Annotated in this window: 21 protein-coding genes; 18 read left to right on the plus strand and 3 right to left on the minus strand. The window is 41.5% G+C overall.

Annotated elements, in window-relative coordinates; all coding sequences use genetic code 11:
• Positions 1 to 175: 175 nt before the first annotated feature.
• The 3 genes from ABIE27_RS09805 to ABIE27_RS09815 all read left to right on the plus strand — a co-directional run bounded on the left by ABIE27_RS09805 (position 176) and on the right by ABIE27_RS09815 (position 2,403).
• Positions 176 to 1,018, plus strand: coding sequence for a hypothetical protein (locus ABIE27_RS09805; protein ID WP_429350450.1), 843 nt, complete (start codon positions 176 to 178; stop codon positions 1,016 to 1,018).
• A gap of 309 nt (positions 1,019 to 1,327) precedes the next feature.
• Positions 1,328 to 1,819 (plus strand): hypothetical protein, encoded by a 492-nt coding sequence (locus ABIE27_RS09810; protein ID WP_429350451.1) that lies wholly within the window; start codon positions 1,328 to 1,330, stop codon positions 1,817 to 1,819.
• 125 nt (positions 1,820 to 1,944) lie between these two features.
• Positions 1,945 to 2,403 carry a VanZ family protein gene (locus tag ABIE27_RS09815; RefSeq protein WP_429350505.1) on the plus strand — a complete coding sequence of 153 codons (459 nt, stop codon included), beginning with the start codon at positions 1,945 to 1,947 and terminating at the stop codon, positions 2,401 to 2,403.
• A 167-nt stretch (positions 2,404 to 2,570) separates the two neighbouring features.
• On the opposite strand, the gene ABIE27_RS09820 is transcribed toward ABIE27_RS09815, so the two are convergent.
• The 3 genes from ABIE27_RS09820 to ABIE27_RS09830 form a co-directional block, all read right to left on the minus strand.
• Entirely contained in the window at positions 2,571 to 2,777 is a 207-nt protein-coding gene (locus tag ABIE27_RS09820) for a hypothetical protein (RefSeq protein ID WP_429350452.1), read from the minus strand.
• Positions 2,778 to 2,930: 153 nt separating this feature from the next.
• Positions 2,931 to 4,133: a competence protein CoiA family protein gene (locus ABIE27_RS09825; RefSeq protein ID WP_429350453.1), complete on the minus strand. Its 1,203-nt coding sequence runs from the start codon at positions 4,131 to 4,133 to the stop codon at positions 2,931 to 2,933.
• Positions 4,100 to 4,372: a competence protein CoiA family protein gene (locus ABIE27_RS09830; RefSeq protein ID WP_429350454.1), complete on the minus strand. Its 273-nt coding sequence runs from the start codon at positions 4,370 to 4,372 to the stop codon at positions 4,100 to 4,102. Before ABIE27_RS09830 ends, ABIE27_RS09825 begins: the two co-directional genes overlap by 34 nt.
• Positions 4,373 to 4,793: 421 nt before the next feature.
• Between ABIE27_RS09830 and ABIE27_RS09835 the strand changes: the two genes are divergently transcribed.
• From ABIE27_RS09835 to ABIE27_RS09905, 15 genes are all read left to right on the plus strand, one after another.
• Positions 4,794 to 5,000 carry a hypothetical protein gene (locus tag ABIE27_RS09835; protein WP_429350455.1) on the plus strand — a complete coding sequence of 69 codons (207 nt, stop codon included), beginning with the start codon at positions 4,794 to 4,796 and terminating at the stop codon, positions 4,998 to 5,000.
• 2 nt (positions 5,001 to 5,002) lie between these two features.
• Complete coding sequence (locus ABIE27_RS09840; protein WP_429350456.1) at positions 5,003 to 5,296, plus strand: hypothetical protein; 294 nt, start codon at positions 5,003 to 5,005, stop codon at positions 5,294 to 5,296.
• A gap of 15 nt (positions 5,297 to 5,311) precedes the next feature.
• Positions 5,312 to 5,647: a YolD-like family protein gene (locus ABIE27_RS09845; RefSeq protein WP_429350457.1), complete on the plus strand. Its 336-nt coding sequence runs from the start codon at positions 5,312 to 5,314 to the stop codon at positions 5,645 to 5,647.
• A 1,010-nt stretch (positions 5,648 to 6,657) separates the two neighbouring features.
• Entirely contained in the window at positions 6,658 to 7,002 is a 345-nt protein-coding gene (locus tag ABIE27_RS09850) for a hypothetical protein (RefSeq protein WP_123065661.1), read from the plus strand.
• A 313-nt stretch (positions 7,003 to 7,315) separates the two neighbouring features.
• Positions 7,316 to 7,888, plus strand: a complete 573-nt coding sequence (locus ABIE27_RS09855) for a histidine phosphatase family protein (protein ID WP_123065660.1) — start codon at positions 7,316 to 7,318, stop codon at positions 7,886 to 7,888.
• Positions 7,889 to 7,905: 17 nt separating this feature from the next.
• Entirely contained in the window at positions 7,906 to 8,685 is a 780-nt protein-coding gene (locus ABIE27_RS09860) for a phosphotransferase (protein ID WP_123065659.1), read from the plus strand.
• A 32-nt stretch (positions 8,686 to 8,717) separates the two neighbouring features.
• Positions 8,718 to 9,497, plus strand: coding sequence for an HAD family hydrolase (locus ABIE27_RS09865; RefSeq protein WP_123065658.1), 780 nt, complete (start codon positions 8,718 to 8,720; stop codon positions 9,495 to 9,497).
• 31 nt (positions 9,498 to 9,528) lie between these two features.
• Positions 9,529 to 10,005, plus strand: a complete 477-nt coding sequence (locus ABIE27_RS09870) for a GNAT family N-acetyltransferase (RefSeq protein ID WP_123065657.1) — start codon at positions 9,529 to 9,531, stop codon at positions 10,003 to 10,005.
• Between the two features lie 186 nt (positions 10,006 to 10,191).
• The gene (locus ABIE27_RS09875) at positions 10,192 to 10,758 is read left to right on the plus strand and encodes a GNAT family N-acetyltransferase (protein WP_123065656.1); all 567 of its coding nucleotides are present in this window, start codon (positions 10,192 to 10,194) and stop codon (positions 10,756 to 10,758) included.
• 32 nt (positions 10,759 to 10,790) lie between these two features.
• A complete protein-coding gene (locus ABIE27_RS09880; protein ID WP_123065655.1) occupies positions 10,791 to 11,276 on the plus strand; it encodes an AAA family ATPase in 486 nt (161 codons plus the stop codon).
• A gap of 67 nt (positions 11,277 to 11,343) precedes the next feature.
• Complete coding sequence (locus ABIE27_RS09885) at positions 11,344 to 11,898, plus strand: GNAT family N-acetyltransferase (protein WP_123065654.1); 555 nt, start codon at positions 11,344 to 11,346, stop codon at positions 11,896 to 11,898.
• Positions 11,895 to 12,506, plus strand: coding sequence for a C39 family peptidase (locus ABIE27_RS09890; RefSeq protein WP_123065653.1), 612 nt, complete (start codon positions 11,895 to 11,897; stop codon positions 12,504 to 12,506). Before ABIE27_RS09885 ends, ABIE27_RS09890 begins: the two co-directional genes overlap by 4 nt.
• 182 nt (positions 12,507 to 12,688) lie before the next feature.
• Positions 12,689 to 13,087: a DUF2500 domain-containing protein gene (locus ABIE27_RS09895; RefSeq protein ID WP_123065652.1), complete on the plus strand. Its 399-nt coding sequence runs from the start codon at positions 12,689 to 12,691 to the stop codon at positions 13,085 to 13,087.
• A gap of 586 nt (positions 13,088 to 13,673) precedes the next feature.
• A complete protein-coding gene (locus tag ABIE27_RS09900; RefSeq protein WP_429350458.1) occupies positions 13,674 to 13,952 on the plus strand; it encodes a hypothetical protein in 279 nt (92 codons plus the stop codon).
• A 444-nt stretch (positions 13,953 to 14,396) separates the two neighbouring features.
• On the plus strand, positions 14,397 to 15,395 hold the full coding sequence (locus ABIE27_RS09905) for a collagen-like protein (protein ID WP_429350459.1): 999 nt from the start codon (positions 14,397 to 14,399) through the stop codon (positions 15,393 to 15,395).
• Positions 15,396 to 15,505: the final 110 nt, after the last annotated feature.

Consider the following 15,505-nt stretch of genomic DNA (forward strand, 5'->3'; position numbering starts at 1 on the left):
TCCTAATTTATAATTAAGTAGTAGTCTATCAGACCTAAGGGAATGTTTCTATGTTTTATTGGGATAATTTACATTAATGTCAAAAAAGTCTATAATGAAATCGAATCCGATAGCATCAGTAAGGGCTCTGCTAATCATGGTGTTTTTTTAATTTTTTCGAAGGTGAGGGTTATTTTTGGAGGAAATAAAATATAAAATAGTTAAGGATATAAAAAAAACAGGATTTCCATTTGAGTTAAAAGCCGCAGAAATAATTAAGGCATGTAATTGGAATGTTTCTCATAATAATTTCTACATTGATAAAGATGAAAATAAAGGTCGAGAGATTGACTTAATAGCTCGATATGATGTAATCACTCCTTGGTCAGAAGATAATAAAGATTACATGGAATTTAGTTTGATAATGCCAGTAGAATTAAAACAAGGTACTAAACATCCATGGGTCTTTTTTACGACAGAGCAAAGCAGCTTTGAAAAGTTACTTGAGTATCCTATTATAAAATTGGAGAGCGGGTTCAATAGTCAACATCACCGACGTTTTGATTTAATACAAGAAGTAACCGAGTATCAAGGTCGGCTAGCCAGATCTTTTTATGAAGCATTTAATGGTGGTAGAGATGACATATTTAAGGCTCTTACAGGCGTTGTGAAAGCACTTGAACATCTTTATGACGACAGTTTTATGCATTATAGGAAAAAGGGAGATGAGGCAGAAGAGCTATTCTTTTTTTCTCACTATTTAGAACTATTCGAGCCAGTTATTATTTTCCGAGGAGAACTGTTTGAGGCTCAGGTAGATAAGGAGAATGACTCTGAAGTGTTAATTAAAGAAACAAAATATGTACAAGTATCTTTTAATTATATATCCCCTAATTATCAAAGAAAAAATAATTACGTAGTTCATGTTGTTAAAGAAGAATACATAGAGCAATTTTTCAATGAAAAAAAGGAAGGACTAGAAAAACTCTTCGCGCAAATTAAAACTTTAGAGGATAACTTAATAGATTTAATTGAATGATCAGGTTTGGAGGAGAAAAGACACTACTGGCAATACGTTAGTAGTATGTTTTTATTTACTTATCAAGCAATAAGATCGACTCTTATTGGTCGGAAACTTAGTGGTAGCTATGCTTCCCCATAGCTTTTTGTCGATCCAGACAGCTTTATATTACATATCTGTATCGGTAAAAAGGCACTGCTGGAATTACGCTGGCAGTGTCTTTTTTTGTATTATTTTATAAATATCTCATATTATATGGGTGAGTATATACATAAAAATAATTAAATGGTATATTGTGTATCTAAAATGTGAATAAGAGGAAATAAAATGAAAAAACTAGCAAGTGGTTTAATAGCAGGGGCTTTGTTACTTTCACTAACAGCAGGGGTAGCATCGGCTGATTCAAGCGTACATACTCTTTCGACGGTGCCACCTACAAGCTCGAATGTAATCGTACCATTCGGGGCTAACGAGCCAGGCATCAATGCTTCCACTCACAATTTGTCGACAAGTAGTTATAACTACCAAGTTACTAGAATCGGAGCGAAATTATACACTGAAAAATGGTTGACGGGATCTTCTACAATGAAAGTGACAGTTGAGAATGTCGAAAATGTAGGGTCAACTCCAGGGGCATTGAGTGGAGTAAACGTGGCAGTATACAAGAATCAGTTGGTATCAATAAAAAATATTAGTAAGCCAACTAGAATAGGTTCTGTTTCATTTTCAGGTTTAGATTCTAGTAAAAAATATTATGTTGAGTTTACTGTTCCAACGAGTGGTAGACTGTTTTCTTTTAACGGTACTATTTCACAATAATCATAAATTATATAATTTAAAACGAGAGTCCAATCCGCGACTCTCGTTTTAAATGCTAGAGTCTACAGCAAATAAATAGGAAAGAGGATGTTCTTATTAAGAAAACCGTTATCATAGCGTTTGTTATATATCTTATCGGGTTGATAAACTTTGTGATTATAAAATTTTTTGGTAATATTCAATTAGTTGAAAATAGAATCGAAGGAATTCTTCGGCAGAAAGAGTATTTTGGGATTTCAAATTTTTCGATAATACCATTTAAGTCAATATCTGCTTCAATTAATACTTTTATTAATGATCCAAGCTTTGGGATCGTCACTCAATTTTTCGTCGGTAACATATTGATATTTGTCCCATTAGGTTTTTTGTTAGCTCTACTGTTCAATAGAAATTCATTTTTTAAGATAATGTTAACTTCTTTATTTATCATCATTATTATTGAATTTACTCAGTTCGTTACAAATTTGGGTATTGCAGATATAGATGATGTGATTCTTAATATGTTTGGCAGTTTCTTAGGATACTTGTGTTTTCTTACAGTGGAAAAACTTTTTTCGATAAAAGAAAAAATTGATAATAATTAAAGCCACATAAAAAGCTCCAACAGTGATTAAACTGATGGAGCTTTTTATGTGGTACATATAGTTAAATCACGCATCGTGTTAGGTTCTTGTTTGCTCACAGATCACTGCCAACCTTACGGTTCAGTAATCGTTTAACGATCCTTACATGCTTGGTAGTACTTATAATCCTATTTTTCTACATTTAAAAATGGCACAGACAAAGAACAATTTCGAATTTCCTCTAATGGTATCCACTCAACTCCATTTTGATGCTTAATTTTCACTCTTTTTTTGTCTGATGACATCTCGATCGTTCCTATGTACTTAGAATTATCTTCAAAAACTAAACAAACTTCGTATTGCTTGTTCTCAGCTAAAAGCAAATCCTTAATCATACTTTACCTCCATTATATTTAATTATTTACAGTATAGCATTTGGCTGTATTTTGGTTAAGAGAAGAAGTTGAAAAGAGCAGTAGGGGTAACCTTGCTGCTCTTTTACTGTTATGGACTCCGAAAATACCAATTGGCGATCGCCTACTTCTTTTTCAGTCGAATTTGAGATCTTCAAGATTGAGAATAGGTTTATTGACGATCCTATCCTTAACCTGCTGGATATAATTATCAACTACCTCAGACGATTCTAAAGCACCGTAAGCAATAGCGTAATCTATCACATCCGGTTCCTTAGCATAAGTTTGTAACTTCCAATCTATAAGACCTAGCATCTCGTTAATCCAGTCTTTTCTTTTTGTCGTAAGATGATCGAGAGTGGTCTTGTATTTGTCATAAACATACTGTACTAATGCTAACTTTTCTCTATATTTACTTTTCAAATAATTCTCTAAAGATAAGGATTCTTGCTCCTGTAAATATCTAACCCTTCTTAAATCACTCATGCTTGTAAGTGTACATAGAAATCTCGGGATAAGTTCAGGATTCTCTTTTAGAGAATTATATTCTTTAATGTTTGCAATGTAAGTTTCGATAATGGGCTTATATTTAATGTAAAAGTCATTATTATCAAAGGCCAGAATATCTTCTTGAAGTTCCGACTTACTCTCTCTTATAATCTCCTCAAATCTATAGGCAAAATCATATCCATAATTCTCTTGGGCAAACTCAATCAAATTCCGAGCCCGATTATTCAATTCACGTCTGATTCTGGTTTCTTTTGCCTTTTTCAATTTTTGAAGAATAAGTACAAGCCTTGTCTCCATTGACTTCTCCAAGTCATCGCAAACCAAAACACAATAACGAGTTTCTTTATTCATACGTACCCTCATATCGTCTAAGGGAGCAGAATGTTTTCTAGGGTCATGATAAACATGGGATTGCTTGACTCTCTTACTTCTACCTATGTCCAAATAGGAGACTTCAGTCTTGAAATCGAAGTCAATTATTAACTCAGAAGTCTCTAAGTCTAAGAAATAACATAAACCAATCTCATCAAATATTGTCTTATCCAAATCTTTTCTTAACCGAGCATCAGTTACACCTTTGGCGGACGAGAACTTCATAAACTTTGCCTTGTCAAGAAACCAAAAGTCCTGAATACCGGCAGACACATATAACTCATGGCGCTCTTTCCATAAAGTTGATGAGATAACACTGTGTTGAAACTCAAAAGCCCAGATTTGATCAGACAGTTCCCCATCATTGTGTTTCACATAAACGTCAACAATTTGTCCAGTTTGTGGTATGTGCACTTCGTATTCTACGCTAGCAGTAGAATATTTTTCTTCAACCAATTAAATAAAAGTTCTTTCCCCTTTATATGAGACTGCGTTTCCGGTTCAGAACCAATATACTGGCACTCTAAATTAATATGGGAGAAATAAGAACTTTTTACCCTACCTTTATTGTACTGCACTAAATTTTTACAATTCGGACAAAACAGTTTATGTGCTCTAGATAGAGCTCTAGTTGTTTCTGTTTCACATGATGTAGCTATTAGCGTCTTATTATCATCAGTTATGCACCTTAGCACGAGTTCACACCCCCAATTTCAATAGGCATAATTTTATACTTACAATCAACGAAGCCTTATTTAAGTTTTGTATGCACATATTATAATAGAATAATTCTAGCACATTTATTCTCTATTCTACCCTAGTTTGTTTTCTTCCCCTCACTTTACTTTTTTGCGTCAAGATCAAATCTTTGATTGCTTATTCCATAAAAGGCGACTACTTTTTCACACAGATCAGACGTTTACAACAGTTCTATTAGAGTCCTTATATAAGTTTGGATGGATCTCTAGGAAGGGTTTATTTAATGGTGGTTAAACATAACTATATAAACATTCATGGGGAAACCTAGTCATTTGACTGGTTATTTTTTCTGTTGGATAACGAACATACATTCGTATATAATAACGAAAAGCAAACAAATGTTCTATTCATAGAGGGATGAACATGCCAGTGAAATATTTGGGTTGGTTAGTTGAGATCATTTATCAGGATCAGTCGGGAAAGATCACGAAGCGCCGCATTCAGATCAAGATCATCCGGTCCCGAATGATCAAAGCAGATGATTTGTTGTCTGGCCAGCCATGCACATTTAAAAAGTCGGGTTTACTGGCATGGCTTCCAATAAAAACAGGGGAAGGGGCATAAACATGCTGACTGATTACCAGCGCAAAGTGCTTCGGATTTTGTATAATTACAAAAGCGGTCGTAGGCGCTTTCCAACGATTCATGAGCTGACGGTCAAGACAGGTAAATATAAGGCCGATGTCATGGCTGCATTGGACGCCCTTGTTTCTGAGAGTTACATACAATGGGATGACAAGTCAGCCACGGCCAACATCGTGATTCTGGAAGGATGGGAGCGAGAAGAGGAAAAGCCTCATCTCCCAAAGGCGCCACTGACGGTTAAGCCTTCTAACACGGATTACTGGACACAATATTGAAGGGGGGAATGAACTGTGGCAAGCAAATTGACCGGGAACGGAGTGTTCGAGGGTTCTCGCATAATACTCCCAGAACATCGCGAGGCATATCTTCAGGAAATGAGTGTACAGGAAAGAAGGGGCAAGCCGGTCCTGGATGAACAGGAAATGCAGCTCATTGAAGAAGCTATCTTCGAATCATTCCAGGAACGCCACTCCGTTGCGCTTACTGTGTTTAATCCCTTTGACGATGAAGAGATAAAAGGAGTGGTCGCAACGATCGACAGGCAGAGCAGAAGAGTCAAGCTTGTACGTGGTGATGAGGACTACAGCTGGATTCAAATCGAAGAGATTATAAATGCGAGCATGTAAAAAAGCGCCTTGGCCTTTATGACCGAGGCGCTCTTTGGTATAATTTTTAATGAATAACAGGTGGGAGTCACGGCGTAGCTGCCTGAAAGGGGGTGTCGCCATGACTGCCTTTGCTGCGTTTTACTGGATTCTGAAAGTAGTTGCTATGCTTCTAAGCCTTTGGTTTAGCTCGCGTAAGCTATACCGATGGATAAGGAAAAGACGTAACAAACGCAAAACCCACCGCTAAAGGTTGACCGCCTGCGGTGGGTTTGCTGTACATGTACAGATGCACGCCGTGAGGCACTTTGTTGTTCAGGGAGAGGGTAGCGCCTCTCCTTATTTCTATTATAATGTTATCACAACCAAATTATACAGGCAACGTGATTGCCAAATTAAACTTTGTTCAGAAAGGCTTTAATATTTAAAATAGTTGTAGTTTTCCCCCTCACAATTCCAGATATATAAATTAAAAAAATCACATAAAAAATCACATTCTCTGCGAATAAGGACAGAAATATATGATACTTTCCTTTGATAAAACTCAGTTGGAAAGCAAAAAATCAGCTTAAACAATTACAAACGTACATTAGCGAAAAGAGCAGTAAGATGGATATGATGTACGCCTAGTGAAAGAAAATGGAGCTGAAAATAGCGCTGTATCAACGATTTACCCCCGAAAGGGGGTTTTTCTTTTTGTAAAACTCAAATATCCTACAACACATTATTTATAGAGAAAAATTTTCTTCTTTATCCCAAGAAATCACTTTGTAACTGGTCAGTAATTCAAGTCACTGGAGGAACTAGACGGTAACATGGATATCTTGGTTACTAAGATTGATAGTAATAGAGGGATTGATGTTGAAGGGAACGGCTACGGACTCTGAATTATAGAGCAATTCCCTGATTGCATGGCATAGAGGTGCTGATTATAATATAAATTTCAAATAATTATATAAATTTAGAATATATTTATTTATTCTTATATTACTATATAATGGATATATATTCCATAATAAGGAGTGATAATTTTGAAAAAGAAATTATTATTAGGTTTGTTATCACTAACTGCTTGTTTCTCCTTAGGGTCAACTTCTTTTGCTAACAGTAGTACAGCAGTTAATGAAAATCCAGCTATGACCGTGGTTAACCAAGATGTAACGGCCAAAGACAATTATTACGCTGAGATTACTATTAAAGTTGGTGAGTCGATTAATCTCACAGGTTCTGGATTTTTTATTTCCAGTGCTCCACCATACGACGCTATTTATCTAAATAGACAAGGATTAGTCATAGGCTTGAAGCCAGGTAGTGTTGCAGTTGTGGCAGATCTTCCTGGTGGAGATACCATTATGTATTTCATCACCGTAAAATAGATAGACTGAAATAGCCTGAAGACTGCTCCAGAGAGCAGTTCTTCAGGCTATTTTTTTATGAAGAAATGAAATATAAGAAATAACGAAATGAGTGACAAATTACAGAAATATCTTGCTGATGATAATGCATCAGTTGTGACTAAACAAATTGAAGTTGAGATTGATAGAGAAAATACATATACGAGGACTCTATGTTGTGCGAATTAATAAGTGCACGCTACCAATCATTGACGAACCGTCGATGTATGTGTTAGCTTCGTTTTACATGGAAGATGCAGGAATGGATGAACGGTACTAGAAAAGAGGAATACATATGGCTACATTAGGAATTATTCGGCACGGCGTGACGGACTGGAACGATCAATATCGGACACAAGGGCACACCGATATCCCGCTTAATGCAGAGGGGAGAAGACAGGCACATTTGCTTGCTGACCGAATTCGATCGGAACAATGGCAATATATCTATTCAAGTGATTTGTCCAGAGCATTGGAAACGGCTTCGATCCTTGGCGAAGCGAGTTCGATTGAAATACGTGTGGATGAGCGGTTACGCGAGATGGACTGCGGACAGATTGAAGGTACGACGGAGCAGGAACGTGTAAATCGGTGGGGTTATGGCTGGTCCAAGCTGGATTTGGGGATTGAATCTCATGAATCTATTGTAAAAAGGGGAAGGCAGTGCCTTGCCGACTTAGCTAACCGACACGCAGGTGAGAATATATTAGTTGTAAGCCACGGAGCATTTCTTAGCCTTACCATGAAAAGACTTCTTTCTCATATAGATATTCGTGAAAATCTATCAAACACATCGGTAACACACTTGCATAGCGGAACTCCTCGGTGGGATTGCTCGCTCTATAACTGTACTAAACATCTCACTTAGGTGGAGGAGGACATCCCGTGCAACTTGCAGATATTCCATCGGAGATATTGGGACAGATTGGAACCGTACAGCGAATTACATTTCCAAGGCAAGGTCACACGTCTACCGTTGCCGTTCTGGAGACAGCAGATCAGAGATATGTTATCAAAAAGACAGAACATGAACTCTACAACGAATGGTTATCTGACGAACATATCGCCATGCAGCTTCTTCAAGGAAAGGGGTTACCTATCCCGAAAACGCATTCATTTTGTGCAGAGCATCAATCAAGATGGCTGTTGATGGATTATATAGAAGGAATATCGTTGAGGCAATTTCTTGCCAGCCATCCGTCTCAAGAGGATAAGGAAAGGGCAATTACCAGCTTCGGACGCTGTCTGAGAAAATTGCATGAATGCCCTTGTCCAATGGAATGGCAACGTAAAGAGTCTGCTTGGCTCGATACGATGTTATCCAAGGCGGAGTATAATCTGGCTCATTATTCAATAGACGGGAATGAACATTTGCTCACACATTTGAAAAAGAACCGACCAAGCACGGTGCAACCTACCTTAATTCACGGTGATTTTACCATCGATAATGTGCTCGTCCGTGATGGTGAGGTCGTGGGAATGATCGACTGGGCGGGAGCGGCTTATGGTGATCCCCGTTATGACGTGGCCTTAGCCATTCGACCGAAAACGAATGCATTCGAGGATGAGCGGGACAAACATATCTTTTATGATGCGTATGGCAAACGGAGATTAACGGAAGAAGAATATCGATATTTCGAAGATGGAATATATAACTTTTTTTGAAAAGTGTACAGAAGTGGGACAGGGGAGAACCTATGAAATTTCCAGTTATCGTTGTAGATTTGGATGGAACCCTATTGAAGGCAAACAAAGAAGTTTCCGAGCGAAACGTAAAGGCGATTCTGGATTGTGCCCATCGTGGGATGAAATTCATATTTGCGACGGCGCGTCCACCGAGGGCAGTGAAAGCTTTTTTGCCCGCAGAATTGCTGGAGATCGGTTCATTTGTGTATTACAACGGCGCGTATACAAATTGCAGACATACTGGAAGTCACAATCATATTGGAATTACACCTGCGTTAACAGCTGAGGTTCTAGACTATTGTTTGGCATGTAACCCGGATCTGGACATTAGTTTAGAAGTGAGAGATGTATGGATGAGTTTGAAGCCCTATGATGCAGAGACCATTATGAAAGTAAAAGGACAGCCGATTGTCAGATCATTGATGGAACTTAAACAACAAGAAGCTTCCAAGATCCTTTTCACAGGAAATCTAGACCGTTTGGCTTTTCAAGAACGCTTTGAAGGGAAGTTGAACATATTGGTCACCGATCAAGGTGAACTAACGCAAGTCTCGGCGCTAAATGCTTCCAAGGAACATGCCGTCTCTATGATCTGCGATGCCAAGGGTGTTGCAATGCAAGAGGTGATGGTGTTTGGAGACGATGTAAATGATATCGGTCTATTTGATCGATGTGGTTGGCCTGTCGCGATGGGGAATGCCATTGAGGATTTGAAATGCAGAGCTAAAGAGATGACAGAAACGAATGAAAATGACGGGGTGGCTGTTATTTTGGAGAGACTTTGTCAGTAATGTCGTGAACGGAATGTGGAGGTACAAAGCCATGAAATATATTGTAAGAACAGCTGTCGCTAGGGACATCGCAGGACTCTGTTCTGTTCGTAACAACGAGCCGTTATTCATGTCCTACATGGAACAGCAGGAAAAAAAAGAAGTCATCGTAGCGGTTGCTGAAACCGATGATGAGGATCGCGCCATTCTGGGGTTTGCTGTTCTTAAATTACAAGGAAAGCTGGTTCCTAAATTAAGTGATCTGTACGTTAAGGAAATATATCGCGGTCAAGGTGCTGGGTCAGCATTGATCCGGTATAGAGAAGAACGTGCGAAAGAATTGGGTTATAGCAAAATGTTTGTGAGTGTTGATCCTATTGAAAATCCCAAAATGATCAAGCTGATCTCGGAGCACGGCTATCATGCCATCTCTGAACCTTACTCCAAGCATGCTGTTTACCATAATGAAGATGGTTCAAGTTACGACAAAACGTACATACGGATGGATTTAAAAAAGCAACTTCTGTAGGGTTAGTTTGCTTCGCTCCATGTGGTTGTTACTTTGCTTTTGCGAGTCGAATGACGCACAAGATTGTTGAAGGGCTGCAATGACTACCAATTCCATTTTCAAGGGGAATATAGACCGATCTAAGATTTGAAGCTGGCTGGCAGCAGATTAAGGAGGCTTTAGAATAAACCTCCGGGAGGATTGATTATGTTTAAACATGCCTTAGATAGAACAGATACAGCGTACCTTTCGCTTTTTACATCCAATGACGCAGCAGCGTTATTTCGATTAATTGATCGAAACCGGGAACATCTCGGAGCCTGGCTCAGAATTCCAGACATGACTTTGACTGAAGAAGATTCAGCAGGTTTTATCAAACGCACCCGTCTACGCTATGCGCAGGAGGAAGGATACTGGTTAGGGATTTGGTTTCAAGGTGATCTGGCTGGTTCGATTGGATATTGTGACATTGACCTTGGAAACAGGAAGGCTGAGATTGGTTATTGGCTGGGCCAGGAATACGAGGGAAATGGACTTATCACGAAAGCAGTTAACGTACTTATTGAGCATGCATTTGAGCAGCTTGGCTTGAATAAAGTGGAGATTGGTGCAGCAACTGAAAATCGGAGAAGTCGTGCTATACCTGAGAAGCTAGGTTTTCAACGTGAAGGCGAGCTGCGAGATTATGAGTTTTTGAATGGGAGATTTCTACACCGAGTGATGTACGGATTAAGGGCGGCGGAATGGAAGTCTAGAGATATTCAGCAAGATTAGAGTTTATAAAACACAACAGGAGGATTATTCTAATGAGTAAACTACCTTTATTTGTTATCACAGGTGCGAGCGGTACGGGAAAAACAACGGTATCATCGCATGTTCGCAAGCTATTGCCTGAATTTGATGTCTTTGATATGGATATCATTGACAACGTTGATTGGCAGATTGCCAAAGAGAACTGGCTGCGTGTTGCTTATAGCATCTCGTTAAGCGGAAGAGGCACCATTTTATGTGGCACGATGGTACCCGAAAATATTGCATCCTCGAACTATATCGAACGATTTGACCGTATTCTTTACATAAACCTGCACTGTGATGATGCAACGCGTGAGACACGGTTGCAAGCACGGGGCTGGGACGAAAATGCGATTGAAGATCATCGTAATTTTGCGAACTGGCTGTTGCAGCATGCGGATAAGGCCTTTGACCCGGCGATGCCGACGGTGGATACTACGGATCTGTCTTCCGAGGAAGCTGCGAAACAGATTGAGCAGTGGGTCAGAGCGAACTGGTAGAAAATTCGGATGTCTGGACTACGAAAATATTCAGGACGTAACATATATGGATGATTGGAGGGATTGCATGCTTCCTTTTCAAGTCAATGATTCTATTCAGTTAAAGCTGATACAATACCAAGATCGAGATGAACTATACTCCTTAATTGATGAGAACCGGGTGATTCTAAGAGAGTGGCTGTTGTGGGTTGATAAACGACAATCTCCTGAGGATTTGGATACGGTCATTGAAATGTGGACACGTAACTACGAAGAAAGAAATGGTTTCGATGCAGGAATATGGTTAAACCAAGAGTTGGTGGGCATGCTGGGTTTGCACTATATCGATTGGAAAAACAAAGCGACGAGCATAGGATATTTCCTATCGGAATCGTCTCAAGGGAAGGGCATCATTACAACCTCCATTCAAAAATTGAGTACATATTTATTTAATGAATTGAAGTTAAACCGAATTATGATTCAATGCGCAGAGAATAACCTTAAAAGCAGAGCCATCCCTGAGAAGATCGGATTTATAAACGAAGGCACATCCAGACAGGCTCAGTGGTTATATGATCATTATGAGAACATTGTGACCTACAGCTTACTTTCCAGAGATTGGCAGGAGGAAGTTTCGACATGATATCCAATATTTTTTTATGGCTAATAGTCTTCTGGTTAATTTATCGCTATTACAGCCTACCGAAGAAGGATGATATATACAGTGTCAAAGTGCCCTCCACATACTTTATCCGGACTCCGAATAAGACAGAGGTACAGAAGAACGTCGAATGCGCGGCATTTTCCAGTGCATATGTGTTAAGGCATTTCGGCATGGAGTCAGAAGGAAATGAGCTGTATCGGAGGTATCCGCGCAAATTACTGGATGGCACCTTTTATCCAAAAGCGATAATTGTTTTTTTCAAAAAACTCGGGTACCCCGCAACGTATTTGCGTGGTAATGTCACTACGTTAAAGAGGCAGATTAGCCGTGGCGTACCTGTTATTTTGTTCATCAGGGTTCATTCGGACCGGCGATTTTTGCACTTTGTGCCTGTTGTCGGGTATGATGAAACTCATTTTTATCTGGCAGAGTCACTGGATTTCAAGCGGAATTGTGATGAAGCACAGTACAATCGAAAGATGAGTGTAACTGAACTGGAGTCGTTATGGAACACATGGCTTCCTTTCAGCCGTAACTCCTATATTGTGATTGAGCCGCAGCCTGATTCTCTAACTAAAACTGCGTAATATATTACCCTATAGAAAGGTTAAAGGATTGCTAAGTATTTTCAAAATAAAATCGGTTTTCTGCCTAAGATATACGATCTAAATATTTCATCAGGTTAACAAGTTCTGTGTTCGTCCGCATATACATTACAGAAGACGGGTCAAGACTCTGGCTGTCCGAAGTATGAACGGAGGGGAGAGACATGGGCATTGAATCATCCTGGATGTTTGATTTGTTTGGAACCGTCTTTCCGTTGGCATTTGTCCTGATTCTGAGTATCGTGCTGTTATCGATGGGCAAAGAAGTATGGAGGTGGGGGCGCAACAATGCGGAGCCTCTGCTGACTGTACACTCTCGCATCACCAGCAGACGGGTAAAGATGAGCCAGCCGCCTTCCGAATCCGGCACCACGACTGCCGCACGAACGTTCTATTACGTCACTTTTGAAGTAGAGAGCGGTGACCGCTTGGAATTCAAAGTGAATGGCGAAGAATATGGTATGTGTGCGGAGGGGGATGAAGGACGGCTCTCCTTCAAGGGAACCCGGTATATTGGATTTGAACGCACGAATCGGCTGTACACTGAACGTCTGCGAGGTTAAATTAGGTTGAAATATGGAGCAGCTTGCGCCCAAGTGGCGTGAGCTTTTTTTGTGAGGCGTGCCCAGCAAAGCACGCATCTTCTAGCCGGTGAAAGTCCGGTCGCAGGAGGGGCCAAGCCCCTGCGTAGCTAGGATATTTGCGTATGGCGAAATCTGTGCGTAAAAGCATATCGACAAAAGTACCTGTCAGAGACAGGGCGAGCGACATGCCAGGCTGTAACATCAAGTGAATTCTGCCGCGTCGTCAAAAAGGCCTCGCAAGAGGGACAAGAGGAAGCCGAGTCGCGCTCATATCGACGAAGGCCAAGGAAACTGTTTGGAACTTGGAGCGACAGCGAAGAATCCTCCGGCGTAAAGGGAGCGGCATGGTCTGAAAGAGGATGCAGTGAACTGGGGAGACCCTCCCCCACACGGGATTTTTTTTTAACCCCCGTAAAGAGACGCTCTATAAGTCCAAAAGACGAAGTGAAACGTCTGTGGGAAGGGAGTCCGAGGGGCTCATAGTACCGAAGAACCCAAGGACAACATAACCTTGGGGAGGGAAGGAGCCCTGCTTTGTTTATGCTTTTGGAGGAGGTACGAGTGAGTGAATGCCAACCGGCTAACAACACCAAAGGAAAAAGTTCAACAACTCCAAGAAAAGCTAGGTCATGTGGCCAAGGAGAACAAGAAGCGTAAATTTCATGCTCTGTACGGCAAAGTCTACCGCTCCTACAGCCAAAAGAGATTAGCGAAGCTGGACTGGTATATGTTGCAACGGTTAACCCGGTGGTACGCGAAGAAGAGACAACGCAAAAAATGGATAGGTTCAATAGCCGAGGTGAAGTACATCGCCAGTCAATATGAATTAAAAACGCTATTGTAATCTGCATGCCCATGAATGACAAACATCGGAAAGCCGTATGAGGGAAAACCTCACGTACGGTTTGATGAGGAGAGGCCGGGTTTTGCCCAGCCTTTTACTCTAGCAAATAATCGAATATCTCAGGCTCGCCTTCATTATTGGTCACGACCAGATCATATCCAACATATGGGCTTCCTCTGTACAATGGTCTGTTTCATTTCTAAAAATCCGCTAGATTTTTAATTGAAATGGTTGATCGTCCACGCATCTGTTCATCTTTATACGTAGGTTAAACTATGTCTATAGGGAGGTGTCCAGACGGTGAGTCATCCAGAAATGAAGAAACGTTGGAAGAAAAAAAAGGGAGTTGTCTACCCTTGTAAAGTCAAATGTAAAGTCAAAAAAAATGGGCGCAGAAAGAAGATTATCAGAAAAATAGTGCAGGTAAAATGCCCTCCGCCTGAAGTGAATATCTCGACGCCTACAGTTATTGGGCCAACAGGGGCGCAAGGCCTTCAGGGTATACCGGGAATTCAAGGTATTCAGGGAAATCGTGGTACTCAGGGAGCTACCGGCCCAACGGGACCAGCGGGTGGCCCACCTGGACCACAAGGTCCGCAAGGACAGCCTGGTCCTCCCGGCGCGGTTGGTGCCCAAGGTCCTGTAGGGCCTGCTGGTCCCGCAGGGGCACAAGGAATTCCAGGAGAAGCTGGCAGTGTGGGGCCTCAAGGCCCGCAAGGGAATCCAGGACCCGCTGGTGCAATCGGACCCCAAGGTGTCCCAGGTCCAACTGGGGCGACAGGTGCCGCCGGAGCGGCAGGTCCAACTGGAGCGACAGGTGCCGCGGGAGCAGCCGGAGCAGCAGGTCCAACTGGAGCGACAGGTGCCGCGGGAGCAGCCGGAGCAGCAGGTCCAACTGGGGCGACAGGTGCGGCAGGGGCCGCCGGAGCAGCAGGTCCAACTGGGGCGACAGGTGTGGCAGGTGCCGCCGGAGCAGCAGGTCCAACTGGGGCGACAGGTGCCACTGGAGCAACCGGGGGTGTGCTGGGCTTCGCAGACTTTTTTGCACTGATGCCACCTGACAATGCGACCACAGTTGCCCCGGGTACGGATGTCAGCTTTCCACAGGATGGCCCTACAAGTGGAACTACAATTGCACGCACAGGTGTCAGCTCATTCAATTTGGCAGCGATTGGTACGTACCAGATTTTATTCCAAGTAAGTATTGATGAAGCGGGTCAGCTTATTCTAACGCTCAATGGAGCAGACTTGGCTGCTACTGTCGTCGGGAGAGCAACGGGAACCTCTCAGATTGTCGGTATCGCTCTGGTACAGACCACCGTCATTAATTCGATCCTCACCGTGCGAAATCCGGCAGGTAACGCTACTGCATTGACAATTACTCCGTTGGCAGGCGGAACCAGACCTGTATCGGCGCATCTGGTCATCACCCAATTGGCATAATTAAACGAATAGATGCTGCCAATCCAGCGAGGTTTCCAAATCTCTGTGCTTCACATTGAACCGCTTGCGCCTGATGACGCGAGCTTTTTTCCATCGTTTGCTGGACAAGC

The sequence above is a fragment of the Paenibacillus sp. 4624 genome (genome assembly GCF_050435065.1).
GTDB classification, from domain to species: domain Bacteria; phylum Bacillota; class Bacilli; order Paenibacillales; family Paenibacillaceae; genus Paenibacillus; species Paenibacillus amylolyticus_D.

What these genes read in the sequence shown, in the direction of transcription:
- ABIE27_RS09810 (WP_429350451.1), top strand. Translation starts at nt 1,328, where the DNA reads ATGAAAAAACTAGCAAGTGGTTTAATAGCAGGGGCTTTGTTACTTTCA.
- ABIE27_RS09820 (WP_429350452.1), bottom strand. Translation starts at nt 2,777, where the DNA reads ATGATTAAGGATTTGCTTTTAGCTGAGAACAAGCAATACGAAGTTTGT.
- ABIE27_RS09835 (WP_429350455.1), top strand. Translation starts at nt 4,794, where the DNA reads ATGAACATGCCAGTGAAATATTTGGGTTGGTTAGTTGAGATCATTTAT.
- ABIE27_RS09840 (WP_429350456.1), top strand. Translation starts at nt 5,003, where the DNA reads ATGCTGACTGATTACCAGCGCAAAGTGCTTCGGATTTTGTATAATTAC.
- ABIE27_RS09855 (WP_123065660.1), top strand. Translation starts at nt 7,316, where the DNA reads ATGGCTACATTAGGAATTATTCGGCACGGCGTGACGGACTGGAACGAT.
- ABIE27_RS09865 (WP_123065658.1), top strand. Translation starts at nt 8,718, where the DNA reads ATGAAATTTCCAGTTATCGTTGTAGATTTGGATGGAACCCTATTGAAG.
- ABIE27_RS09870 (WP_123065657.1), top strand. Translation starts at nt 9,529, where the DNA reads ATGAAATATATTGTAAGAACAGCTGTCGCTAGGGACATCGCAGGACTC.
- ABIE27_RS09875 (WP_123065656.1), top strand. Translation starts at nt 10,192, where the DNA reads ATGTTTAAACATGCCTTAGATAGAACAGATACAGCGTACCTTTCGCTT.
- ABIE27_RS09880 (WP_123065655.1), top strand. Translation starts at nt 10,791, where the DNA reads ATGAGTAAACTACCTTTATTTGTTATCACAGGTGCGAGCGGTACGGGA.
- ABIE27_RS09885 (WP_123065654.1), top strand. Translation starts at nt 11,344, where the DNA reads ATGCTTCCTTTTCAAGTCAATGATTCTATTCAGTTAAAGCTGATACAA.
- ABIE27_RS09890 (WP_123065653.1), top strand. Translation starts at nt 11,895, where the DNA reads ATGATATCCAATATTTTTTTATGGCTAATAGTCTTCTGGTTAATTTAT.
- ABIE27_RS09895 (WP_123065652.1), top strand. Translation starts at nt 12,689, where the DNA reads ATGGGCATTGAATCATCCTGGATGTTTGATTTGTTTGGAACCGTCTTT.